The sequence below is a fragment of the Paenibacillus sp. FSL F4-0122 genome, assembly GCF_038002845.1.
GTDB lineage: Bacteria > Bacillota > Bacilli > Paenibacillales > Paenibacillaceae > Paenibacillus_AQ > Paenibacillus_AQ odorifer.
In genome coordinates this window covers 971022-996002 of sequence record NZ_JBBODI010000001.1, presented here as the reverse complement: position 1 = coordinate 996002, position 24981 = coordinate 971022, and the positions used below count along the sequence as shown (strand labels likewise).

The 24981-nt window shown below is 43.9% G+C and carries 22 protein-coding genes and 5 tRNA genes; 23 read left to right on the top strand and 4 right to left on the bottom strand.

Translation table 11 applies throughout. From position 1 onward, the window contains the following. The first annotated feature begins 200 nt into the window (after positions 1-200). Positions 201-7046 carry an S-layer homology domain-containing protein gene (locus tag MHH49_RS04200; RefSeq protein WP_341137912.1) on the top strand — a complete coding sequence of 2282 codons (6846 nt, stop codon included), beginning with the start codon at positions 201-203 and terminating at the stop codon, positions 7044-7046. A 439-nt stretch (positions 7047-7485) separates the two neighbouring features. Here MHH49_RS04200 and MHH49_RS04195 read toward each other — a convergent pair whose 3' ends face one another. Beyond that, the gene (locus MHH49_RS04195) at positions 7486-7914 is read right to left on the bottom strand and encodes an Lrp/AsnC family transcriptional regulator (RefSeq protein ID WP_076277914.1); all 429 of its coding nucleotides are present in this window, start codon (positions 7912-7914) and stop codon (positions 7486-7488) included. Between the two features lie 129 nt (positions 7915-8043). Between MHH49_RS04195 and MHH49_RS04190 the strand changes: the two genes are divergently transcribed. From MHH49_RS04190 to MHH49_RS04130, 13 genes are all read left to right on the top strand, one after another. Then, positions 8044-8796 carry an MBL fold metallo-hydrolase gene (locus MHH49_RS04190; RefSeq protein WP_340012018.1) on the top strand — a complete coding sequence of 251 codons (753 nt, stop codon included), beginning with the start codon at positions 8044-8046 and terminating at the stop codon, positions 8794-8796. Between the two features lie 143 nt (positions 8797-8939). Beyond that, positions 8940-9015: transfer RNA gene (locus MHH49_RS04185), tRNA-Asn, on the top strand. Between the two features lie 7 nt (positions 9016-9022). Then, positions 9023-9111, top strand: a tRNA-Ser gene (locus tag MHH49_RS04180). Positions 9112-9285: 174 nt separating this feature from the next. After that, positions 9286-9732 carry an oxidoreductase gene (locus MHH49_RS04175; protein ID WP_076106957.1) on the top strand — a complete coding sequence of 149 codons (447 nt, stop codon included), beginning with the start codon at positions 9286-9288 and terminating at the stop codon, positions 9730-9732. A gap of 77 nt (positions 9733-9809) precedes the next feature. Beyond that, positions 9810-10415: a class I SAM-dependent methyltransferase gene (locus MHH49_RS04170; protein WP_036681653.1), complete on the top strand. Its 606-nt coding sequence runs from the start codon at positions 9810-9812 to the stop codon at positions 10413-10415. Between the two features lie 399 nt (positions 10416-10814). After that, a complete protein-coding gene (locus MHH49_RS04165) occupies positions 10815-11276 on the top strand; it encodes a DinB family protein (protein ID WP_326048240.1) in 462 nt (153 codons plus the stop codon). Between the two features lie 470 nt (positions 11277-11746). Then, a complete protein-coding gene (locus MHH49_RS04160) occupies positions 11747-12652 on the top strand; it encodes a branched-chain amino acid ABC transporter permease (protein ID WP_036681658.1) in 906 nt (301 codons plus the stop codon). Between the two features lie 11 nt (positions 12653-12663). Beyond that, complete coding sequence (locus MHH49_RS04155) at positions 12664-13632, top strand: branched-chain amino acid ABC transporter permease (RefSeq protein WP_076137616.1); 969 nt, start codon at positions 12664-12666, stop codon at positions 13630-13632. Continuing rightward, the gene (locus MHH49_RS04150; protein WP_036681664.1) at positions 13601-14383 is read left to right on the top strand and encodes an ABC transporter ATP-binding protein; all 783 of its coding nucleotides are present in this window, start codon (positions 13601-13603) and stop codon (positions 14381-14383) included. The genes MHH49_RS04155 and MHH49_RS04150 overlap by 32 nt, the downstream gene beginning before the upstream one ends. Positions 14384-14389: 6 nt before the next feature. Continuing rightward, positions 14390-15091: an ABC transporter ATP-binding protein gene (locus MHH49_RS04145; protein WP_326048245.1), complete on the top strand. Its 702-nt coding sequence runs from the start codon at positions 14390-14392 to the stop codon at positions 15089-15091. A gap of 71 nt (positions 15092-15162) precedes the next feature. After that, a complete protein-coding gene (locus MHH49_RS04140) occupies positions 15163-16353 on the top strand; it encodes an ABC transporter substrate-binding protein (protein ID WP_076224652.1) in 1191 nt (396 codons plus the stop codon). 139 nt (positions 16354-16492) lie between these two features. Beyond that, positions 16493-16564 (top strand) — tRNA-Glu (locus MHH49_RS04135). Positions 16565-16570: 6 nt separating this feature from the next. Continuing rightward, positions 16571-16653 (top strand) — tRNA-Leu (locus MHH49_RS04130). A gap of 87 nt (positions 16654-16740) precedes the next feature. Here MHH49_RS04130 and MHH49_RS04125 read toward each other — a convergent pair. Further along, complete coding sequence (locus MHH49_RS04125; protein ID WP_051491199.1) at positions 16741-17364, bottom strand: hypothetical protein; 624 nt, start codon at positions 17362-17364, stop codon at positions 16741-16743. A 227-nt stretch (positions 17365-17591) separates the two neighbouring features. Between MHH49_RS04125 and MHH49_RS04120 the strand changes: the two genes are divergently transcribed. Beyond that, positions 17592-17957 carry a helix-turn-helix domain-containing protein gene (locus tag MHH49_RS04120; protein ID WP_036681672.1) on the top strand — a complete coding sequence of 122 codons (366 nt, stop codon included), beginning with the start codon at positions 17592-17594 and terminating at the stop codon, positions 17955-17957. Between the two features lie 88 nt (positions 17958-18045). Then, positions 18046-18128, top strand: a tRNA-Leu gene (locus tag MHH49_RS04115). 67 nt (positions 18129-18195) lie between these two features. Here MHH49_RS04115 and MHH49_RS04110 read toward each other — a convergent pair. Beyond that, positions 18196-18705 (bottom strand): GyrI-like domain-containing protein, encoded by a 510-nt coding sequence (locus MHH49_RS04110; protein ID WP_076224655.1) that lies wholly within the window; start codon positions 18703-18705, stop codon positions 18196-18198. Positions 18706-18877: 172 nt separating this feature from the next. Further along, positions 18878-19357 (bottom strand): glutathione peroxidase, encoded by a 480-nt coding sequence (locus tag MHH49_RS04105; RefSeq protein WP_036681674.1) that lies wholly within the window; start codon positions 19355-19357, stop codon positions 18878-18880. A 180-nt stretch (positions 19358-19537) separates the two neighbouring features. Between MHH49_RS04105 and MHH49_RS04100 the strand changes: the two genes are divergently transcribed. From MHH49_RS04100 to MHH49_RS04070, 7 genes are all read left to right on the top strand, one after another. Next, positions 19538-19960, top strand: a complete 423-nt coding sequence (locus tag MHH49_RS04100; protein ID WP_036681676.1) for an organic hydroperoxide resistance protein — start codon at positions 19538-19540, stop codon at positions 19958-19960. A gap of 190 nt (positions 19961-20150) precedes the next feature. Next, positions 20151-20429, top strand: coding sequence for a hypothetical protein (locus tag MHH49_RS04095; RefSeq protein ID WP_036681678.1), 279 nt, complete (start codon positions 20151-20153; stop codon positions 20427-20429). Between the two features lie 94 nt (positions 20430-20523). Then, positions 20524-20943 (top strand): thiol-disulfide oxidoreductase DCC family protein, encoded by a 420-nt coding sequence (locus tag MHH49_RS04090; protein WP_038569098.1) that lies wholly within the window; start codon positions 20524-20526, stop codon positions 20941-20943. A 79-nt stretch (positions 20944-21022) separates the two neighbouring features. After that, entirely contained in the window at positions 21023-21934 is a 912-nt protein-coding gene (locus MHH49_RS04085; protein ID WP_076272106.1) for a copper amine oxidase N-terminal domain-containing protein, read from the top strand. A 31-nt stretch (positions 21935-21965) separates the two neighbouring features. Beyond that, positions 21966-22400, top strand: coding sequence for a DUF6526 family protein (locus tag MHH49_RS04080; RefSeq protein WP_036681683.1), 435 nt, complete (start codon positions 21966-21968; stop codon positions 22398-22400). 185 nt (positions 22401-22585) lie between these two features. After that, positions 22586-23749 carry a hypothetical protein gene (locus tag MHH49_RS04075; RefSeq protein WP_051491201.1) on the top strand — a complete coding sequence of 388 codons (1164 nt, stop codon included), beginning with the start codon at positions 22586-22588 and terminating at the stop codon, positions 23747-23749. Next, positions 23742-24974, top strand: a complete 1233-nt coding sequence (locus tag MHH49_RS04070; RefSeq protein ID WP_076224663.1) for a CpaF family protein — start codon at positions 23742-23744, stop codon at positions 24972-24974. Before MHH49_RS04075 ends, MHH49_RS04070 begins: the two co-directional genes overlap by 8 nt. Positions 24975-24981: the final 7 nt, after the last annotated feature.

Here is a 24981-nt window from a genome sequence, read left to right as displayed (position 1 = left end):
TACCTCCGTTTGTTTACTCTTTGCGGGTAGCTAAAACTAACTATCATCGCGTTAAACCGATTTGTCAATCTTCATGAAGGTTGTAGGGATTGGATATCCGTACAAATACACCTTTTTCTGGATAAAATCGCACATCGTTTTGTAAGCGTTCCCAAACTAATATGAAAAGGAAGTCCATATTAATTAGAGGGGGCACATGTATGAAACGAATCAGGTCCGCAATGGCGGGTCTGCTCGCGCTGCTGCTGATTTTTTCAAGCTTGCCTGTAATGGGAACCGGTAAAGGTTCCGTAGGAGCAGAAGGGGTTGGAGGAACAGGCGCTGAGCAAATTCCATCAGGTACGGTACTCATCAAGAATAAGTGGAAAAACAACTTTTTATATGAGACATCCGCAGGAATCGTGCGTTATGGCATGACCAATCCAGCCGATACTTCAGCGCATTGGACGGTTGAGACGGTGAATGGGCTGTCACGAATCAAGAATGTGAAGACAGGCCATTACATTACAATGGATGGTAACAACGGCAAAGAGGATTCACTTAAGGCGGCAGAACGCCAAGGTTCAGGAAGTGTTGCGGATCAGTGGCTGATCGATACTTCCAATCGCAATGGATACATGATCATCCGAAGTGCGACTGTGCCAGAGGGGAAGTTGGTTATCCACGAGGAGAATCAGCTTGGTTATGCGCAAGTAAGCTCGGATATCAATGTTACGTTTGAGAGTCCGCAGTGGGCTTTTATAGATCCAAATGCAGCACCTGTACGGCTAGAGAGCCGTCTCCGCCCCGGTCAGGTAATGTATGAAAGTGAAGGGAACGTTCTTTACGGTAAACAGCCTGTCAGCAATGAAGCAGCACAGTGGTATCTTGAATCAGGGACGGATGACGGAACAGTAATGATTCGCAACCGTGCGACAGGCCATTATATTAAGCAAAATGAAGTGACCTGGGCTGGGGTTTTTTCGCAGGAAGTCGATATGGATCACGTGAAGCTAAGTGAGTGGACCCAAGAGCATGCACCAGGCCCTGATGGAACGGGCTTCATTACCCTTCGTAACAGTGGTTTAACTGAAGAGGGTAGTCCATTATGGCTAAATCCGCAATTCAGCGATGACAATAATGTGCGATCTAACAGCTGGCCGGGTTCAGCCTCTAATCCAAGTGCACAGTGGAGAATCGTGCCAATTTCCGAATTACAGCCTGTACGACTGGCAACTTATACGGATGCACAAGTGGCTACAGATTTTTTATATGAATCCGTAAACGGCGAGCTTAAGCATGGAATTATTGCGCCAGATGCCGCCAACACCTCTGACTATCTATGGTATATAGAGGATTATGACGGCAATAAGCGTATCCGTAATGCGGCAACCGATCATTATGTTTCTTATAGTGAAGGTACTGCCAAGGCCTTGCAGATTAGCGGAAGTCAGCCGTCGGATCAATGGATTTTTAATGATTCCGATGATTATGATGATTACCAGACGCTTCAGAATCTCGAAAGCACAGGCATTTATTTGTCTACATTGGGTGGAGAACAGGCTGGTGCGATTGGGGATGCGACTTCTTTGAGCGCTCAGTGGCAGCTTTTAGATCCTAACACACCGACTGACGGCACAATGCCATATTACCGGATTCAGAATGGCTGGAAGTCATTTTATTGGTATGAGAGTGTTGATGGTCTTTTAAAATATGGAAATATGCAAAAGGACGGCTCCGATCAATGGCTCGTGGAGAAATATAACGGCCGCAAGCTGTTCAAAAACAAGAAAACGGGCCATTACATGAACACGATGAACATGCCAAATGGCCACCTTCAGGTCACAGAGCTTCCAGACAGAAATCATGTGGAACGAGAATACATCTGGACAGGCAAAAATGTTGGGAACAACACCTACGTAATCAGTAGCGTTCTAGACAAGGAACCTAATAAAATCCCAGAGAAGTATATTTCACTTCAGAACCTCACTAAATATGCTGAGTACGGAGTGATCAATCCAGGTTGGGGCAGTCCGCAGTGGAGATTTGTACCGGTTACCGAGAAAAAACAAGACTTGTTCCGTTTTCAGCTAGATGCTGTAAATGGAGAGGATCAATATCTTAAGGACGGTCCTTTGCTGACTTCTCCAGCTGCACTAGAGGAATTGCCAGAATCCAAGACGGTTACTGAAGCTGTCTATGCTGACCAGGACTCTGCTCACTCTAACCAAAATCTTGCACCTCTAGCTGCTGAGAACGAGGATGTAACAGTAGGCCAGGCTACTTATGGTCCACTTGATTTGAATGACGATTCCTTTGTCTGGCAGTTGCAAGAAATAGCGGGCAGCAATGGATCGGTGAAGATAAAAAATAAAGGCACTGGACGTTATCTCTCCCTTGAGCATATAGGTGGGGCTGTAGATGAGATTGATCCTAAAGTTAGCGTTCAAACTTTGCAAACAGTGTACGATGTATGGGCCAGCATTAAGTGGAAGGTTGATATGCAACCGTCCGGTGTGACTACCATTATGAGCTCATGGGCTGGTCACTATATCTATGGTGCGCCGGATGATAACGGCAACCCAATTCTCCGAATCAGTAAAGCTGCAGATACAGCGGAAAAAAGCAGTGCGCATTTTACTGCTGAAGCGGTTGAAGCGATTGCTCCGCCACTGCCTGATTACCCTGTAAGATTCAAGAATGCAAGCAGCGGAGAGTATTTATACGAAAATGAGCATGGGGTTGTTCTGTACGGGCAGCCGTCAGCAGACAATGGATTTTCGCACTGGAATGTATCTGTGCAGGAGGGTAAACAGACGATCACCAACCGGGCAACAGGTCATTTTTTAACGCTGAATGGTGATTATTCATATTTGGAGAGCAGTAGTACAGATCCTGCTGTAGACGGAGCATCCGCCTGGGAAGTAAGCTTGGCTTCCGATTATACACATTACACCATTCGTAGTCTCTTTGGAGAATACGACGATGAATTAATAAATATTGCCAATAAGACAGGATATGCTGAACGTGCGCTTTTGCTAGAAAGTGAGGGTACGGCACTATGGACACTTGAGGCGGCTCCACAGGAGTTTACTACTCCATCTGGAGAACTGCGCAATAACAATACAACAACTCCAGTTCAAAATGATACCAACATCATAACCATTGTACCGAAAGGCATGGCTGGTAAAGTATTGGCCGAAAAAGAGGGGGCTGTCCTATATGCAGATGCTTCCGATATGGCGGCTCAATCCCAGTGGCTGGTCCAGGAGATAAACGGACGCAAACGGATTATGAATGTTCAGACACAACATTATCTTTCGCTCAATGAATCGGGCCAAGTGGTCTTGTTAGCTGCTGGAGATACAGAAAGATCCCAATGGAAGCTGGAAGAGAAGTTAGGTTATGCTCTTCTGCTAAGTGCGAACGGAACAGGTCTTCTTTCTCACAGCACATCGGCTGTTCAGCTTGGTTCTGCTGCAAATGGAACTGATAGTGAGCTCTGGAGCTTCTTACCTATCCCTGCTGATGCAATTTATGCAGGAGGAGAAGCATTCAAAGGGAAACGTGTTATACGGTTTGCAGTCAACGCCCAGCAGGCTGGGGAATACGATGCTGTTATTCGATACAAAAATACCGCTGCTGCCGCAACGGATCTGGCACTAGAGGTGAATGGATTAAACGAAGGGGGCAAGGTTAGTCTTGGCAAGTCTGCCTCTTGGAAGACTGTAGCGGTAAAATTGCAGCTTCGTGCAGGCATCAACACGGTTTCTCTAAGCAGTGACAACGTGGATTGGAGTAAAGTAACCCTTGATAGCCTGACCGTAAAAAACAGCGTTAACAAAACATACCGTGGAGCAACGGTTCCATATATCAGCTATGAAGCTGAGGATGCGGCAACAAACGGAACGCTGATTGGCTCGTCGCGGAAATATCTCAGCATGGCTTCCGAGGCTTCTGGACGACAAGCGGTGGCCTTGAAGAATACGGGAGATTATCTAGAGTTCAAGCTTGCAGAATCAGCTAACTCCATCGTTCTTCGATATTCTATTCCTGATAGTCCAGATGGGGCTGGTGCGGAAGAAACCTTGACTCTATATGTGGATGGAATTAAGAAGCAGCTTAAGCTGACATCCAAATATGCTTGGGAATATGGCAGCTACCCATGGTCAAATGACCCTCGCCAAGGCAGTGGACACCGCTTCTTTGACGAAATCCATGCTCTGATTGGTGATGCTCCTGCCGGAGCAACTATTCGCTTAGAGAAGGGAACAGGAGACAACGCAGCTTCTTACGTCATTGACCTGGTGGATATGGAGCAGGTTGCCCCTGAGTTGGCTCGCCCGGACGGATTTATTTCCGTAACGGATTTTGGAGCGGCAGCGAATGATGAGGGAGATGATACCGCAGCCTTCAAGGCAGCCCTTGCCGAAGCGAATGCGACAGGTAAAGGTGTGTGGTTCCCGGCGGGTACCTTTAATGTCGGTGAGGGTCTGCTGGATCTGGATACCGCTGAAATACGTGGTGCCGGCATGTGGTATACGGTTCTGAATGGAGCTAAGTTTTATGGTCACGGCGGTAAGGTTGGTGTTTACGATCTGATGATTGAAGGCGGCATTAACGAACGGGATGATGAAGCGATCACCAACGCTTTCCATGGTGCTTTTGGCCAAGGTTCGATTATACAGAACGTTTGGATAGAACATACCAAAGCAGGCTTGTGGTTAACTCAGCCGATGGGTGAAAAGGCGCGTACGAATGGTCTGTACATGGCAGGTCTGCGGATCCGCAATCTTATGGCAGACGGGATTAACTTTGCCGTAGGGACTGGCAACAGCATGATGGAACAAAGTGACATCCGCTATCCAGGGGATGATGGAATCGCAATGTGGTCGTTTACAGACGGCAAGTTGACGGATGTGAATGGTACGGAACGTACACCGAGCTATAACAACACGGCACGTTTTAATACGGTATCCTTGCCTTGGTTAGCGGATAACATTGTAGTCTTTGGGGGGAAAGATAACAAAGTCCAGGACAACGTGGTAAAAGACACTGTGACTAATGGAGCCGGGATTGCAGTGTCCACCCGTTTCACCGCCGAGCCATTCCAAGGAACAACGATTGTGGAGCGAAATACCTTGCTTAGAACTGGCAGCTACGATTCCGGTTACGGCGTGAATCTGGGTGCGTTATGGCTTTATGCTGGTGAGAGTGATCTGAAAGGAAAAGTACTCATTCGCAACAATACAGCACTGGACAGCACTTATTCGGGGCTGATTGCTCAAGGTGATCTAGAGGGAGATACTCTCACTTCCATTGATGGAGTAGTGATGACGAATAATGTATTAGATGGCGCAGGTACAAGCGGTATAGAAGTTACGAAAAATCTGAAAGGGAGTCTGTTGGTCGACAACATGATTATTCGTGGCGAACGGATGAACCTACTGACCAATGCCTCTCCTGACTTAAGCATTAAAGAACAAAATCAAGGAATAGCCTCAGCCATTAAACCGTTCTCTATCAAACTAGCAGATGGACAGAGCGGGCCTGTGGTATTAGAGCAGGGTAAGTCAGCTAAGCTTAAGGTACTAGATAAAGAAGGCAGAGATCTTACCGCACAAGCTACTCTAAATATTATGAGCAATGAGATTGCTACATTTACCAACGACAGTCTTAATGGAATTAAAGCGGGTATCACAGACTTCACGGTAACTGTGGGCAACGATAAGAGGGGATATACAATTGAGGTGCTATCACCTGGCGGGACAGATCCTGTAGACCCGATCAATCCTGTGGATCCAACAAGTACTCCTAGTCCGACGAGTACTCCAGAACCAACAAGTACTCCTGGTCCAACAGACCCTACAGGGTCAGTGAACCCTGTTCAACCCGGCACACCGACGGCTACACCAGCACCTACGCCAGCAGCTAATCATGATGCGCAGCTAAAAGCTAAGGCGACTGCAGGGCAGGCTGTTATCGAGATTTCAGCTAACGGTGACGGCACAGCCCGGTTTAGTGCAGATGCTTTACGTAAGGCGGCGGCACTTAGCCCCAAAGCTGTGCTTGTTATTGAAAGTGGAGGGATGAGCTACCGCTTCCCGTTAGAGCTTGTGGAGAGTGTGCTCAAAGCCGCACAAATGCCGGCAGGCACACTGGAGTTCAATGTAAATTCGCTAAGCGGAAAAGGATTGGAACAACTGCTTGCCAAAGCTAAGCAGCAAGGCTTTACTGTGCAAGGAACACCGGCTAATTTCACTCTAAAGGTAACGGATGGAAAAACCTCTGTAGCAGCAAGCGGGTTCGGTACCACTTATGTAGATCGTACATTTATGCTTAAGGAGGCGCTGGATGCGAAGACAGGTGTAGTCCTTATTTACGATGAACAGACGGGTTCCTTCCGTTATGTACCTGCATTGTATGAGCTCGTTAATGGGATGACCAAGGTTACGGTTAAGAGCAGTATTGCGAGCGGTGTATTTGTCGCTGCGCTGCACCCTGTGACTTTTGGAGATATTTCCACACATTGGGCGAGAAATGAGATTGAGAGACTTGCCAGCCGACTGATCTTGACCGGACAATCCACAGATACCTTTGCACCTCAGAAATCTGTCAGTCGTGCCGAGTTCGCAGCTATGCTGATTCGATCGTTAGGTCTTGTAGCTGCGAACACGACGAAGACCTTCAGTGATGTGTCCGATTTATCTTGGTATGCAGCGGACGCCAGAGCTGCTGCAGCCTTAGGACTGGTTCAAGGCTATGAGGATGGAACCTTCCGTCCGAACGCCCCTATTACACGGGAGCAAATGGCTGTTATGGCAGCCAGAGCAATGAAGCTGCTGAATCTAGAAGCTGAAGGATCTAGAGCAATCGTTGCTACAGATGTTTTCAGAGACGCTTCAACTATTTCCTCATGGGCTAAAGAAGCAGTGTCTGACCTGGTTGCAAAAGGTATTATGAAAGGTCAACCATCAGGCAGCTTTGCACCTAGCAGTGATACTAGCCGTGCAGAAGCCGCCGTAATTCTTGTACGGTTGCTTAGAGCAGCTGAATTATTGAATTAACTACCGCGGTAGAAGCTACAATATGGCATAAGTAAAAGGACAGCAGAGCAGCGATCCTCCGGTTATTGGAGGATCGCTGCTCTGCGTTTTTGACGATGGCTGGCCTGCTATAAAAGCTTATGAGCAAGCGAAAGCTCATTGACTTTGAGTAACCCAATCACTTGCATAAACACCAACATCGACACCTGCACCAACACCAACATCGCCGAGCTATCATTGGCTGAGGCTTACGGACCCCAATGACGCTATTGGCAAGTTTTTAGCCTTTTGGGCAGGGTTTCGGACTCAAGTGACGCTATTCGTTCGAAAGAGGCTCATATTTGGTGTTTTTCGTGCCAATAGAGGCAATGGGGTCCGATAGTATGCCAAATATGCGATTATGCTGAGTTTAAGGTCAACTGGGTCCGATAGTAGCTTCATATCCGATTCCGATGCAGCCTTATTTCAGCTTTCCCATCGATAGATTGACTCTGTAATTTCCGAACTTCAGCAGTTCGTCGAGAAAACTATTCAACTCCTCTTGGCTTCCGGTACGAACACGTATCCAGTAGCAGCCTTCTCCGCTGACCCTATGTATTTCTTTTACACTATCATGCTGCTTTGCGAATGTCTGAAAGGCTGGGTGAACCGTATTCGAACCCAAAAACACAGTAATAAAGGCATGAATAGTCTCCCCAACCTTATCCGGATTCCAGCGTACCGTGTAGCCTTCAATCACTCCGGTGTCCTGCATTTTGCGAATACGTGCGCCCACAGCCTGACCGGTCATATGCACTTGCTGCCCAATATCTTTGTGACTGATCGTGGAATCTTCAATTAGAAGCTGCAGGATGCGAAAATCCACATCATCTATAAAATAAGAACTCATTATTATCTAAAATCCTTTCTGCGTGAAAGTAGAACAGGCCAATCTTTTTCCAATCTCAATGTATTCTGTTTCAAGGTCCAACTATAATTAATTGTAGCAGAAGATATCTGAAAGAAAGAAGGGCTTCCGATGAAAATACAGCATATTCGCAACGCGACCCTATGGCTAGAGTATGGTGGCAGTACATTTTTAATTGATCCTATGTTGAGTGAACAGGGTGCTAATCCACCTATTTTTAATACTGACAATGATCGCCGCAATCCGCTCGTTCCTTTACCGGGAGCCGTAGAACAATGGCTGAGTCCTAATGCAATTCTTGTCACACATCTTCATCAGGATCATTGGGATGCTGCTGCCATTTCTTTGTTGCCGCATGATCTACCACTATTATGTCAGGAAGGAGATGGAGATAAATTAGCGAAGCAGGGGTTTGAGCATACCACGGAAATTAGCGGTTCTCTGACGTTTAATGGAATAACTATAACACGTACTGATGGACGGCATGGCACTGGAGTGACTGGTAAACTTATGGGTAAGGTATCCGGGTTTGTGTTTCAGGCGGAAGGCGAACCTGTTCTATATGTGGCTGGGGATACGATTTGGTGTGATAAGGTGAAAATGGCATTGGATGTTTTTAAACCTGAGGTGACCGTTGTGAATGCTGGTGGTGCGCAGTTTTTAAGCGGATGCCATATTACAATGAATGAGCAGGATGTCGTAGACCTATGTGAATATGCTCCTTCTACTAAAGTGATTGCTGTGCACATGGACGCCATTAACCATTGTTTGGTTACCCGAGATAAGCTAAAAGCTCATTTAGAGAAGGAATCGTTGGGGGATCGGGTACAGCTTTCGCAGGATGGAGAATGGTGTAGTCTATAGACGGAGAGGGATGGAAATCTCTTTAAAAAATCTAGCAAGCGGCCGAATAATAGCATAAATTTGAAAACGATCACAAAAATTATTTTGCCCGCTTGACTAGACCTTGAAATCATGATAAATTAATTCATGTTCACTTGTAATGTTCCCTGATAGCTCAGTTGGTAGAGCACTCGACTGTTAATCGAGTTGTCACAGGTTCGAGTCCTGTTCGGGGAGCCATTTTCATGGAGAGATACCCAAGTGGCTATAAGGGGACCCTCTGCTAAGGGGTTAGACTGCGTAAGCGGTGCGTGGGTTCGAATCCCACTCTCTCCGTTCTGAATTACATAAGAAGAGCTTCCATTCTGGGAGCTCTTTTTTGTTGTGTGAATTTATTTTTCGGTTGCTATATGCGATTCTGAGAAACGGTGAATTCAATATTTTGGAAGGGGAATGGTGTGGAGGGATCGAATGTTTATTTGATAAGTGTGAAGAGTTTAAAGGAGGAGCATGAAAACTATAAATCAAATACAAACAAAACCGTCAAGCCGATATGATAGTTTTGATCCGGATCAAGAGGGAAATAAAAATACTATTTTTGCCGACGTAATAATTGATGGTAGATCTCTTTACCAAATGTTAAAAAAATATGATAGGGTTCCTTCCCTCGGGTGGGGTAGTGAAGAGCATCAAAGGAAAATGATTAACTATTTTTTGTTAAACGAAATGCATGAATATTTGTACTGCAGGTACCCAATATTAGTCTGTCCCTGGTGTGGCGATGAAGAATGTGGCTTTATATCAGTGTTTATTGAGAGAGAAGGGGATCTTATTATATGGAGAGATTTCAAATTAGAATCCGGTAATAAGGCTATTGATATAGGCCCTTTTTGCTTTAAATGGGATGAATACGAAAAAGTTATTAGAGAGACATTTGGAACTGCGGGGATTCAATAAGATGTGCTCAAATAATTTATATGGGAAAGATCTATGAGTAAATTCAATTACTACATGATCAAAGGAGTGGAACCAACATGGAACTGTTTAAGCAGATCCCCTTGTACAGATTTTTGGCATTATGCAATGAAAGTGGTATGGAAAAAAACATATTAGACTGCGGAGCGGGAGGGGATTCACCTCCACTAAGTTTGTTTGCGAACTATGGATACAGTACAAACGGAATTGAGATGAATGACGAACAAATTAAAAGAGCTAATCAGTTCGCAACTGAAAGGGGACAGATTCTAAATATACAACAAGGCGACATGAGACAGTTGGCGCTAAGTGATGAGTCAATGAGTTTTGTGTATTCGTATAACTCTATTTTTCATATGAGAAAACAAGATGTAAAAAAAGCGATAAATGAAATGAAACGAGTTCTAAAACCTAATGGATTATTATTTGTAAATTTTTTAACCCTAAAGGATTTTCGAGTCGGCGATGGAGTTGATTTGGGGGATAATCAGTTTGAACAGATGGAAGATGATGAATTCGTAATACACTCTTATTATGATTATCATGAAGCAGATTCTATGTTTGATGATTTGCAGTTAATATACAAAGAAGATCGAGTACTGGAAAGAAAGTTTGAAGGTGAATGGATACGACAAGGATTTATCGATTACATATATAAAAAATAGCTGGATGCTGAAGAACATATTAGTAGCTCCGAAAAAGCTAGATATCTGCGAACAATACGTTCACGCTGTGGACCACGAGGTGTTGGTTCGATAGAAGGTAAAGGTTTGAAGAAGAGTTAGCCAGGTGGACAACCCCACGAGTCTAATGCTAACGACTGTTTCCTAGGGTGATTTAAGCCGCTTGAATGTCAATCAGCACTTGATACTTGTTCGCAACTAATATACTTCGGGGGGGATTTCAGATGGATGTAATTATAAATAACTCAATGATTCATAATAAGTCGGAAATAAATAAGATTGTTTTTATATGTTTCGATGAAGCGAACTATGAACTATATAGGAATGAATTAAAGAGATTTTGTTAGAATTTTGATGATTACCAAAAAAGGAGATGTGCCAATGAATAACAGATCAGATTTGCTAAATCAGTTTAAGGAATGGAATGGATTTGTTTTAGAAATTATTGATTTAGATTGGAAAACACCCATCGCTGAAGGAAAATGGACCATTCATGATGTTGTTAGTCATATTTTGTTATGGGATAAATACTTCTATGAATCGACGATCGAACCGATAGCATGCGATAAAGCAATAACACTTCAACTTATTGATTTCGATCAATTCAATAATGATGCTGTTACATATGGTAAGACAAAAACCAAAGACGAATTAATAGAATTGACTGTGAAGTATCGTAACTTAATATTAGATTGTATAAGTAGTCTTAAAGAGGGGAAATACTCAGACAAATATGTGGACGGAAGGTTTTCCTTTGAGTCCTATTTAAAGGATTTTATATCGCATGACCTACATCATATGATGCAGATTAAAGAATTAAAAAAGATAATGATGAGTAATTGACTCGGGACGGAAGTGCAAATAATGGAGCTGACCACCATAATTAGCTTTCTCTCACTCCATTATTGTGTGGGACAGAGCTTTTTTTTGTGCAAAAATAGAGAAACAACTTGACCGGTAACTCATAATAAACTCGAAAAACACACGTCGAAAGAGACAAATGTTATATTATTTATCTTTAAATGCAATCTGTAGGTAAAATCAAAGACTCCCCCCTGAAAATCAAACTTTAAAAATCTCCGTAATTCTTCTGTTTTCTTCTCTTTACCCAATTTCTATCTTTATACATCCCAAAGAATTAACTCGATATGTTATGTAATATAACATAAAATATTGAATATTATAGTAAAAAGCACAAATTTTACTGACGCATGTATAGTACTGTGTTAATATAAGTGACATAAAACGATGAAAATGAATGTAAGCTAAAGAAAGGTGTTTTTAAAAATAAATATGGGGATTGGGGGACGGCGATGGAGTATTTCATTCAACAGTTAATTAACGGGATTTCTGTAGGGAGCATCTATGCTCTGATCGCACTTGGGTACACCATGGTTTACGGGATTATTAAATTGATCAATTTCGCCCATGGGGATGTGTTTATGGTTGGGTCGTTTATTGGATTGTTCAGTGCCAGGTACTTGGCTTCAGCAGGGCTTTCTCCGATACTGGTCTTACTTATCTCATTGGTGATCTCTATGACAATCAGTGCGTTGCTGGGGATGTCAATCGAACGGCTAGCATACAAACCTCTACGAAAAGCTTCGCGAATCGCTGTGTTGATTACTGCAATTGGCGTTTCTTTTTTGCTGGAATACAGCGGTGTGTTTGTGCTTGGTCCTCAGGCTAAAGGATTTCCGGAGATTCTTAATAAGCAGCAATACAACTTGTTTGGTTCCTCGATTCAGGTGGACTCCAATCAAATCATGATCTTGGGGACGACGGTTATTTTGATGATTATCCTTCAGTATATTGTGCACCGAACAAAGATTGGTAAAGCGATGCGGGCCGTGTCTTTTGATATGGAAGCAGCACGGTTGATGGGGATTAATGTAGATCGGACCATTTCAGCCACCTTCGCTATAGGATCTGCACTTGCGGCAGCAGCAGGCGTTATTTTCGGAATGACTTACAATTCAGTGGATCCGATGATGGGGGTACTTCCGGGGCTTAAAGCTTTTGTGGCTGCGGTTTTAGGTGGCATTGGCAGTATTCCTGGTGCTCTGGTAGGGGGACTTCTGCTGGGCACAGTCGAGACAGAGGTTTCTTCTCTGGGATATTCTTCGTGGCGTGATGGTGTGGCATTTGCTGTACTCATCCTAATCCTTATCTTTAAACCATCCGGGCTATTTGGTAAAAATGTCCGCGAGAAAGTGTAGGGAGATGCCGTATGAAGAAGATAAATAAGTCATTTTGGATAGGCATTGTCTTTTCTATCATGCTTTATATCATTATTCAAGTTCTTCTAACAACGGGAATATTTGATGATGTCATGGAGTCTACGCTAATTCTAATTTGTATAAATGTCATGCTGGCGGTGTCTTTGAATCTGATTAATGGGATAACGGGGCAATTCTCAATCGGGCATGCTGGATTTATGTCCATTGGTGCTTATGTTTCTTCCATTTTAACTTTGAACTTTGATATGCCATTCGTGCTGGCGCTAGTGATCTCTGGACTGGTTGCTGCATTTTTCGGTGTGCTAATCGGGATTCCGACCTTGCGGCTGAATGGAGACTATCTGGCGATTGCTACGCTGGGATTTGGTGAGATTATCCGGATTGTCCTGCTCAATACAGAATATGTGGGCGGAGCTTCAGGTCTAAGCGGCATCCCCAATCAAACGACTTGGACGATTATGTTTCTGTTCACATTGGTCACGATTGTTGTGATCAATAACTTTATACGTTCCACTCACGGCCGGGCTTGTATAGCGATTCGTGAGAATGAAATTGCTGCTGAAGCGATGGGGATTAATACAACTTTGTACAAAGTCATTGCTTTTTCACTTGGAGCATTATTTGCGGGAATAGCGGGTGGTCTCTCTGCTCATAAGTTCTACGTCATCAATCCTGGAAGCTTTAATTTTCTAAAATCATTCGAAATTCTAGTCATGGTTGTGTTAGGTGGACTAGGAAGTACAAGCGGGGCCATCGTGGGTGCGATTGTACTGACGGTGCTCTTCACGGTGCTTCAGGAATATCCGGAGCTGCGGATGATTATTTACTCGGCGATTCTAATTCTGATGATGATTTTTCGGCCTAAGGGGCTGCTTGGCAGCACGGGTTTTTCTTTCTTGAAATGGTCTAAAAAGGAGGTCAAACCAAGTGACAGCATCAACAGTGGAAGTGCTTCTTGATGTTCAACAAGCGAGTCGTGCATTTGGCGGGCTTAAGGCGCTTAACGAGGTATCCCTCCATATTAATAAAGGTGAGTTGATTGGGCTCATCGGACCTAATGGCGCGGGAAAAACAACCCTTTTTAATTTGCTGACAGGTGTATACCCGCCTTCCAGTGGCGATATTATCCTCGGCAATCAGGCAGTAGGCGGGATGAAGCCTTATCGGATTAACCGAAAAGGGGCAGCGAGGACATTTCAGAATATTCGTCTGTTTACCTCTATGACGGTGCTGGATAACGTTAAGATCGCATTTCATCAGCATGCCAGACATTCGATGTTCACTTCCATGCTCCGCCTGCCTAAGCATTTTGCAGAAGAAAACGGAATTACGCAAAAGGCTATGGATATTCTCAAAATATTTAATCTTGCCGATCAATGTGATGAATGTGCCGGGAATCTTAGCTACGGAAATCAAAGGCGTTTGGAAATTGCACGCGCGCTTGCAGCAGGACCTAAGCTTTTGCTATTGGATGAACCAGCCGCAGGGATGAACCCGAATGAAACTCGGGATCTAATGAATCTTATTGCCTGGATCCGTGAAGAGTTTGAGCTGACGATCCTGCTTATCGAGCACGATATGTCCCTTGTTATGGGGGTGTGTGACCGGATTTATGTGCTGGATCGCGGAATGTTGATTGCTGAAGGTACGCCCGTTGAAATACGGAATCATCCCAAAGTCATAGAAGCCTATTTGGGACAGGAGGCGTAGTGGACCATGCTTAGCGTACAGGGGATCAATGTATATTATGGGGCGATTCATGCCTTGAAGGATTTAAGTATGAATGTAAAAGAAGGCGAGATTGTGACTCTAATCGGCGCAAATGGAGCAGGCAAGTCCACGTTGCTTAAGACGCTTTCGGGACTGCTGAAACCCAAAACAGGCAGTATAGATTTCATGGATAAATCTATTACGAATCAGAGTGTTCAGTCCATCGTAAAACAGGGGCTTATTCATTGTCCGGAAGGCAGGCGTGTATTTGCTAATATGTCTGTGGAAGAAAATCTGGAGCTAGGAGCTTTTTTACAAGATTCGGGCAGCTTAGCTGCTGATTTTGCCAAGGTCTACTCCACCTTCCCGCGTCTTTTAGAAAGAAAAAAACAGCTTGCCGGCACATTATCCGGCGGGGAGCAGCAGATGCTTGCTATGGGGCGTGCGATGATGGGGCATCCCAAGCTTTTATTATTAGATGAACCCTCGATGGGGCTTGCTCCATTACTCGTTCAGGATATTTTTCGGATCATCAAGGAAGTAAATGCCTCTGGAACAACAGTGCTTCTTGTAGAACAAAATGCTCATCAGGCGCTTAAAATTGCTCATCGGGCTTACGTTCTTGAGACGGGCAGAGTGGTGCTTGAGGGAGATGCCAAGGAATTGGCAGATTCGGAAGAGATCAGAATGGCTTATCTGGGACATTAATTCATCGGCTAGTTCATAACAGCATCACAGAAAGAACCTATAAATTATTTATTTTGGGAGGCTGGAAGAGGATGAAGAAAATCGGGGCCATATTGCTGATTGCGTTACTGGCTGGTGGATTGCTGGCAGGCTGTGGGAACAAGACAGACAACACTACTGCTGAAGGTGGGAATGCTGGCGGAGGGACCATCAAGATTGGAGCAGACCTTGAGCTTACAGGCGGCCAGGCTTCCTTCGGTGATTCTGCACTCAAAGGGGCAAAGCTGGCGGTAAAAGAAATTAATGACGCAGGTGGAATACTAGGCAAAAAACTTGAACTGATTGAAGCGGATAATGCCTCCAAGTCGGAAGAGGCGACACGCGCAGCGCAAAAGCTGATTACTACCCATAAAGTTGTAGCTATTATCGGTGCAACTACATCTACGAATACACTCGGGATTGTTCCCGTTGCTCAAGAAAAAGGCATCCCGCTGGTTAGCTCCTCAGCCACCAATCCCAAAGTGACAGTTGATGAACGTACTGGAGATTTGAACGAATGGGTATTCCGGGCCTCTTTTATTGATCCTTTCCAAGGTGAAGTAATGGCTAACTTTGCTAAGGATACACTTAAAGCGAAGACGGCTGTTATTTATACGGATGCTTCAAGCGATTATTCCAAAGGGCTGCAGACCTTCTTTAAAGCAACGTTTACTAAGAACGGTGGCTCTATCTTAAGCGAAGAATCCTATCAACAAAAAGATTCTGATTTTAAAGCTGTATTAACACGTATTAAAGAAGCTAATCCCGATGTTATTTATCTTCCAGGCTATTATGAGGAGGTCGGCAAAATCGTAAAGCAAGCTCGCGAAATGGGGATCACCGTTCCGTTTATGGGCGGGGATGGCTGGGATTCACCTCAACTGGCTGAGATTGCCGGAGCGGATGCCCTAAACAATACGTTTATGTCCAATCACTATTCACCTGAAGATAGCTCGCCAGAAGTAAAATCGTTCGTAGATGCCTTCAAGGCTGCTAACGGTGATCTTGTTCCAGATGGGATGGCTGCGCTTGGATATGATGCTGTGAAACTAGTGGCAGACGCGATTACACGTGCAGACTCCACAGAACCTGAGAAGCTGAAGGCTGCACTGGCGGGGACGAAGGATTTACTACTGGCCACGGGTAAAATCACAATGAATGAAACGCATGACCCGGTAAAAGCAGCTGTGGTGCTAAAATTTGTAGATGGAGTACAAACCTTTGAGGCAAAAGTAAATCCATAAGCGTTGTGATTAGAGGCGCGTACCTTTATTGGTGCGCGTTTCTTTTAGTTTAAACTTTTTTTTGAAAAAAGGCTTGTCAAAATTCTTATGGTTTGATATACTCATTTTTGTTGTGACAAGAAAATAACTTGTAAAGCATGGCCCGTTGGTCAAGGGGTTAAGACACCTCCCTTTCACGGAGGTAACATGGGTTCGAATCCCATACGGGTCATATTATGCGGTAGTGGTGGAATGGCAGACACGCTATCTTGAGGGGGTAGTGGGTGTATACCCGTGGAGGTTCGAGTCCTCTCTACCGCATACAAATAAAAAGTAAGAAACCCTTTGTTCGCAGAGGATTTCTTACTTTTTTTTATAAGATCAGAAGTGAAATTCAGTGGCCTCAGGTCATCTCTTAAAAGCCCCAGCATACTGGGGATAGAGCTGTCTTATGCAGTCTGGGCAGATATCATGGGTGAATTGCAAAGAAAGCTGATGCTTTAAGAAATGTTCAATGGTGATCCATTCATCCTTGGGATTACGAATACATTTACAGGAAGCACAGATTGGGATTAGCTCAAAAGATGATGGTAAGGTTGAACGGAGGTTTATGATCTCCGGATGAAGAGGTTCTTCTTTATAGGGGCCCACATCATATAGTGAAATTATAAAAGTGGCTTCTGGGTGCGGATCTGAGAGAAATGGATAGATCTCCAAACGGAAGATTCGTTTCCCTTTATTAGCGGTTTGTATGGAGAATTCGGAAGTATAAACCTGATGCTCTCTGCGGAGTATATATTTCACTGATTCATAAAGCTTGGCCCATTGATCGGGATCGATAATCACATCTTGCATGAGCTCTGAGTAATACGCACCAATCCATTTCTTATTAGTAGAAAGACCATATTCATGACTAAAGGCCTTCCACCTACTGTTGGTGAACTGGATAATCCCATGACTGTTGATCACCACCGCATTGTGCGGTAAAGCTTCAAGTGAATGGATAATGGAAGATGATAAGCATTTTGACAAAAGTCACCGCTCCCTCCTAGAGATCATTCAGGATGATAAGTTAACAAAGGGGGCCAGACGGTATTCTAACAGATACTTGTCACCTGAGTCGCCTCTTATCGTCACTCCAGCCATATGATATAATCGGATAATACATAACAATACTAATTATATACTTTTTTACGTTATTTTGCAATAGGAAATTACGTAAATAAGTAATTTATTTTTAGATGGAGGGCGATTCACCGATGCAGACCATATACGAACGTATAGAATACCTGATTAAGCAGAAAGGTTTGACCAAAAAATCATTCTGTGAGCAGTTAAATATCAGCACAGGTAATATGGGAGATTGGAAGCGGGGGAAGACTACTCCAGGAACACATAAGCTGATTGAGATCGGTGATTTTTTTCATGTTAGTCTGGACTGGCTTATTCTCGGCAAAGATACACCGGATACTGTACGAGAGAGCGGCGTAGACTATGATTTGAGTGATGTTCAGCTATCGGAAAGCCGAGTAGATGAATTACTTCCAGCAGAAAAGAATTTTATCAAGGAATATATAGCTTTTGCTGAATATCGTAAACAGAAAATGGTCGACGAAGAATCTTAAAATCTGCATCTTTACTTTTGAGAAAAGTACATTTATAATAATGAATGTTGACCTCAAACAAATTTATGTTCTATGTTTAACACACCGCGCGGTAGTGGTGGAATGGCAGACACGCTATCTTGAGGGGGTAGTGGGTGTATACCCGTGGAGGTTCGAGTCCTCTCTACCGCATACAGAATGAAGAAAGAGGCCTTGCGATGCAAGGCTTCTTTTTTTGTACATTCCTCAATCACATAACCTACTTCTTTACAAGCGGCACGCATAGATTGGCTTCGAATCCTTCATCATCCGGACCGGACTTTTCCGTGTATTGGATGTAAAAGACTCCATCAGGGTTGAACTTATAACCGGAATCCGGCAGCCATTCATTATGTATATAATTCCAGGTGTGTTGAAAAGCCAACTGAGGGAAACCGTTTGCAGTAAATATAGCATAGGTAGACGCAGAAATTTTCTTATGAACAAGGCCTTCAGGGATACAATCTAACTGCTCGACTTCAACACCAAGGAAAAAATCAGTATCCCATGCGGTATGCTCCCACAATTTAGGCACGGACGTACGATTCTGAAATAGACCGAGATAACAACCGCTGCTTTGAACTTTTGTGGGTATAGCATCAAATTTTGCATCAATATCCAGCTCGCCAAAAACATATTCCCAAAGATTCGCGTATGGCTCCCCGGATGAGTTTACATTTGCCCAGCCAATAACATTTAGTTCGGGTATATCAAGCAGTTGAACAGTCACCGATTATCCCTCCCAGAAAAAATATTCCAACAATATTATAAAATATTCCAAGAGATTAAAGGGTGCTGATATATAGCGATATTATGACGTTCTTTCAAGTTGAAAAGGATACTTTACCGCATAACAACAGGGGGGGGCTGTGTGATGTGGTGAGTATCCTTTTACTAAAGAATTATTTTAAAAGCTTGGAAATATCGGATTCGATCTGCTGTGGAGTGGTTTTAGGAGCAAACCGTTTTAGAACACGGCCATCTTGGTCAACTAGAAACTTCGTAAAGTTCCATTTCACGTTTTTTGAGCCTAAGACACCAGGGGCTTCCTTAGATAAGTATTTGAATAATGGATGTGCTTCATCACCTTTTACATCAATCTTCTCGAACATAGGAAAGGTTACCCCATAATTAATCTCGCAGTATTCCGCAATTTCATCACTTTCGCCAGGCTCTTGTCCAGCAAATTGATTGCTTGGAAATCCTAATACTTCGAACCCGCGGTCCTTAAACTTCTCGTACACTTCCTGAAGACCTTTATACTGGGGAGTAAATCCACATTTGCTGGCAGTATTCACAACCAGGAGTACTTTACCTTTGTACTTTGACAATGATTCCTCTTCACCCTTAAGAGTGTTGACCTCAAAATCATAAATACTCATGGATGACACCTCCATAGTTAATTTAAGTTTTTAACAATTTAATTGTACACTATTTATGGTCTGGAGCCAAATAAGAAAGTATTATGAATCATTCCTCATCTTCGTTTCAAATCATACCTGTTGTTTAAAGTATAAAGTATGAGCATGACCAATACAGCTTGATGAAGGAGAAGATGACTCATGAAAGCATTATACACAGCAACTACAACAGTCCATGGCGGTCGTGAAGGCTCCATTGAATCCTCGGATGGCGTGTTAAAGCATAATCTAAGCATGCCTAAAGAGCTTGGAGGACCGGGAGGTTCTGGTACCAATCCAGAGCAATTATTCTCGGCTGGTTATGGAGCGTGTTACGAGAGTGCACTCGCGAATATCGCTCGTAAAGAGGGCGTGAAACTCCATGACGTGGAGGTAACTTGTAATGTGTCCATTGGGAAGGATGACAGTGATGGAGGCTTTAGACTAGCTGTGAGAATGGATGTGAAGCTGCCAGGGATTGAGCATGACAAAGCAGAGGAACTGGCGAAGAAGGCTCACGAATTCTGTCCTTACTCCAAAGCAACCAGAGGTAATATCGAGGTTGAATTAAAGATTGTTGATTAAATGTATCTGTATATATTTTATGGAAATAATGGCTAAATAGAGACGTAAATCATAAAAGAGTAATAAATAGCTGCCGTGTTAGGCGTCTTTGGTTGACATCACCCTTAAAATTCTTTAATATGTCTAAGTATCTGAGAATGTGCCTGCGTGTGCAATTTACAACCAAAAATTTAAATAATGGGTGATGAAGATGTCTTACAGACCGAATATTACGAATGTGACCAAAGCCAGCAGCAACGATAAGGAAGGATTGTACGAGTTCATTATCAAGCTTGCTGATGGAACGGAGTGCCGCGCGTTTTATCATCGGTTTCCGGAATGGAAAATGACGAACATCAGCCGCCTGCTTAAAACTCCATGTCCAATTTGCCGCAAAGATTTCATCTGCAAATGCATGGAGGCATTCACTGCTGATTTCGAAGGGCAAATGATCGGGGATCAATGGATTGAGAAAGCAATCGCAGAATAATTAAAGAACGGCACTTGATGGCGCGGGAGGATATCCCGCGTTTTTGTTTACCCAAAAAAGCAGAAATTTACGCCTTTAAGACGGAGGGGGAGCCATGAACGAAGAACTGAACCTTATGAAAGATAAGTCCATTGTATTGATAGACGGAGTGTGTCATCTTTGCCAGGGGGTAGTTCGTTTCATTATCCCGCGTGACCCCGAGGCTAAATTTCTATTCGCACCTTTACAGAATGAGATTGCGGCAAATCTAATGAAAGAGTCCGGACTTCAGCCTGGACAATTAAACACGGTGATTTTACTGGAGAACGGAGTGTATTATACAGAGTCGGCCGCTGTGCTAAGAATTGCCCGTAAATTGAGATTTCCTTGGCCTGCCGCATACGTGTTCATCTTAGTACCACGCCCATTGCGCAATGCCCTTTATCGGTATGTAGCTAAGAACCGCTATCGTTGGTTCGGACGTGATGAGCAGTGTATGCTCCCTACCCCAGAGATCAAACGGAGATTTTTGTAAACCATAATCTGGGAGAATGTTATAATGAAACTATAAATTGGTATAGTTTTTTCATATTATGACTAGGGGTGAACGAATAGTGAAACGGAAAGGGCTTCTGCTTTTTATAGTCATGTTGTTATCTTTAAGTATGATCGGTACGGCCTCAGCTGCCCCCAAGCTTCGTATTATGGTGAACAATTCAAGTGTGGATGTTGGTGTGCAAATCGTGTCGGGGAAGACGCTGGTTCCGCTGAAAGCTTTTGAAAGATTCAAGAATACTTCTATTCAATGGGATGCCAATACCAAGCAAGCTACGATTGCTAGAGATTCTATGAAGATTAAGCTTACGGTTGGTTCACGGACGGCTTGGAAGAACTCGGAAGCTGTACAATTGGATGTATCGGCCAAAATAGTGGATGGAAGAGTAGCGGTACCCCTGCGATTTATTGCGGAGGCTCTTGGAGCGAGAGTAACAGTAGATGCTGCTACGAATACAGTCTGGGTTCAGGAACGGGCCAATGCTAAACTTGTGCAGAATTATAATAGTAATGACTTAGTTGTTTCCCGCATAGCTGCTTTGCAATTCCCGGTTGAAGAAAGAGAACCCTCCAAATTGACGGGTGGTAATGAAGCATTGTCCATGACGTATTATTTTCCTGAAGGCAGATCTGATGGTTATTTTATAATGTATGGACATTTCGTAAAGTATTATGAGATCAAGGATAATATTGTAAAAGTAGTTTGGGAAGCTGATCTGGATATGTCCAAAGAGGCTACAAATAAAGATTTTACCGCGATATTCGGTTACCCAGTTGCGAAGGAATATGGTAAAGCACCTGTTCTAGCTCCATCTTATGCCTCTTTTTATACGAGTGTTTGGGGAAGTCAGATTATTTATGGAATGGTTCATGCGGATGGAACTACTAAAGTTTCAGGACAGTCTCTGACTTGGGACGATACTAGAAAACCATTTGTCGTGGCTATACCTGGAGAGACCAAGCTTCAGTAATATATAAGTCAAATAAATATGGAGATGAATTATGAATAAGGGGAAACCTAAAGGTTTTATGCGTTTTGATTGGCCTTATCATTTTGTAACTATGCCGCTTGCGCTGATTATATTTGTATGGTCGGGAATTTATGTCGTTCAGGTGTTACGTGATGATGGTGCTTTAACAGTGCCCTTGCTATTATTTGGTTTATCTCTATGCCTGTTATTTGCGATTACTCGAATTCGAATTTATGCGACAAAAAATCAGGATCGAGTAGTGAGGGTGGAGGAGCAGTTCCGGTATTTCCGATTGACAGGTGAAGCATTAAATCCAGAGCTTGAATTAGCTCAGATTATTGCGCTTCGGTATGCAGGAGATGAAGAGTTTCCGGCACTATGTCAGCGGGCGGTGAAGGAAAAGCTTAGTCCTGCCGATATCCGGTCTGCCATCAAGAATTGGCGCGAAGATACGATGAGAGTCTAAAAACCACTTGATGTGCGAAAAAACTTATTGCTGCCTTCTTATATATATGCTACTATAGCTGTAAATTAAAGGGATAGTAACGGAAGCACCGTTCAATGTACCGTATCCACGGTTATTGTCGGTGCTTTTTTGCTGTCTTTTTTTTGATAATATTTATAAATTTCTTACGAAAGGAGAGAGGTTTTATGGCGGCAAGGATTGTACTCGCAGTGCGTGAAAGCCAATATATCGAACCATTGCTACACTATCTTCATCATAGTGAGTATGGAGAAATGCTGCGAATTACGGCTTTTAGCCGGCTGGATGCTTTTATCGAATTTATGAGGGGAGAGGATATGCCGGATGCTGTTGTAGGTGACGTTACTTTTATCGAGGCTTGGCTTGTGGAGGGAAGAAATAAGGTGCCTTGGGCAGTTTTGAGTGAGGAGGGTGCTTATCTTAGCAGGAGTTCTAAGAGCTTGGCTGGAGGCATTATGATTGCGAAGTATCAGGCGCTGCCTTCTCTGCTGGGAGCATTTCTTCAGCTATGTGAAGTGAAACGAGCTAGAGGTTCCTCTGTATTAGATGAAACGCTGCTGCTCGGTATCGTCTCCTCAAGCGGGAACACGGGCAAAACCACAGTAGCTATGAATATGGCTAAGCAGCTAGGTGAAATGGGGCTTTCGGTATTTTATTTGAATCTTGAAAGTGTGGACAGCAGTGGATTATTTTTGCGCCCCCCTGCAGGGGATACGCCTGGACTAGAGCGGCTCCTTTATGAAATCAAAGCTAGTCGAGATAAGGGCGGAGCCGATACGATTGATTTGGGACAATACGTCATCAGGTATGATCACCTTCGAAGCGCTGCATTTAGGCCAATTATTAATGTAAAAGAAATGCTGCAGATGACTACGCAGGATACGCTAGATTTATTGGGGCTGTTGGTTGCCGAAAGGAATTTTGACGTAGTGATTGTAGATACCGGCAGTATTGAAGAAGAACGTGCCAAAGCTGTGTTACATAAATGCGGAATTCTATTGTGGGTAGTTAGAAATGATGAGGTAAGCATTCATAAGACCATGAGATGGCTATCCCATTGTAATGCTCCTAATTCTGGTATGCCCTCCCAAGTGATGGATAAAAGTAGATTTGCAGTGAATTTTGCTGCAGATGGTTTGGAGGTGTGGGCACCTCCCGAAGGGATAACCGTTGAAGGTGTACTTCCATATATCCCATCTTGGACACTGCAGCATCGTGAGGAGCTTTTTCTGAACTCACCACAATTCCAAAGGGAGATCTTACAGCTGTGCAAGCAGATTATAGAACCGTCGCTTCCGCAAGTATTCACTGGTAAGGGTTTACATGAATGAGGAAATGTTTAAGGCACTTCGTAGTGACATCCGGGCAGGATTAGATGTTACTTCTGCAGTTGGAAATCGTGAACTCACCCAATATATTGAAAGGACAATTTTGGACAGCGAAAATCTGCGTTATTTAACAGCACAGGAGAAACATGAGCTCGTGAAGAGATTGTTCGATTCTTTTCGAGGGTTGGATGTGCTTCAGCCCTTAGTGGATAATCCGTCGATCACTGAGATTATGATTAACAGCCATACTGAGATTTTTGTAGAAGAGGAGGGTCAGATTCGTCGCCTTCATTTGGAATTTGAGTCCAGCAGCAGGTTGGAGGATATTATCCAGACGGTTGTATCCGGTGTGAACCGGGTTGTAAATGACTCTTCTCCTATCGTTGACGCTCGGCTAAAAGACGGATCGCGTGTAAATATCGTGCTTCCGCCAGTAGCTCTGAAAGGCCCAGCGATGACTATTCGTAAATTCCCAGAAACACCGATGACGATGCAGGATTTAGTCCGTCGTGAAGCCTTAAGCTTGGAAGCCGCAGAGCTGCTGCAAATTTTAGTGGCTGCTAAATACAATATTTTTATTAGTGGCGGGACCGGCTCTGGGAAGACTACTTTTCTTAATGCGTTATCTCAGTATATCCCCCCACAGGAGAGGGTCATTACGATAGAGGATTCCGCTGAACTGCAGATTGTAACCGTGCCGAACCTTGTTTCACTGGAGACCAGGAATGCCAACACGGAAGGTAGAGGGGAGATTTCCATCCGAGATTTGATTCGTACTTCCCTGCGAATGCGCCCCAACCGGATTGTTGTGGGGGAGGTACGGGGAGCGGAATGTCTCGATATGCTGCAGGCGATGAACACCGGACACGATGGAAGCTTGTCTTCGGGCCATAGTAACAGCGCACACGATATGGTCAGTCGACTGGAGACGATGGTGCTGAGTGCTGCGGAGCTTCCGGTAGCTGTTGTTCGCCAGCAAATTTCATCGGCAATTGATATCTTTGTACACTTATCCCGTCTCCGTGATCGTTCCAGGCGGGTGATGGAGATCAGTGAGGTTGCGGGGTTGAAAGACGGGGAAGTGATCTTGAATCCCTTATATGAATTTCAAGAAGCTGGTGAACGAGAGGGAAGGGTGCAAGGGGGGCTGCTTCCCTGTGGTAACCCATTGTTGCATACAACGAAGCTTAGGATGGCTGGTGTAACCTCCTATCCATTGGCTCAATAGAGATTCA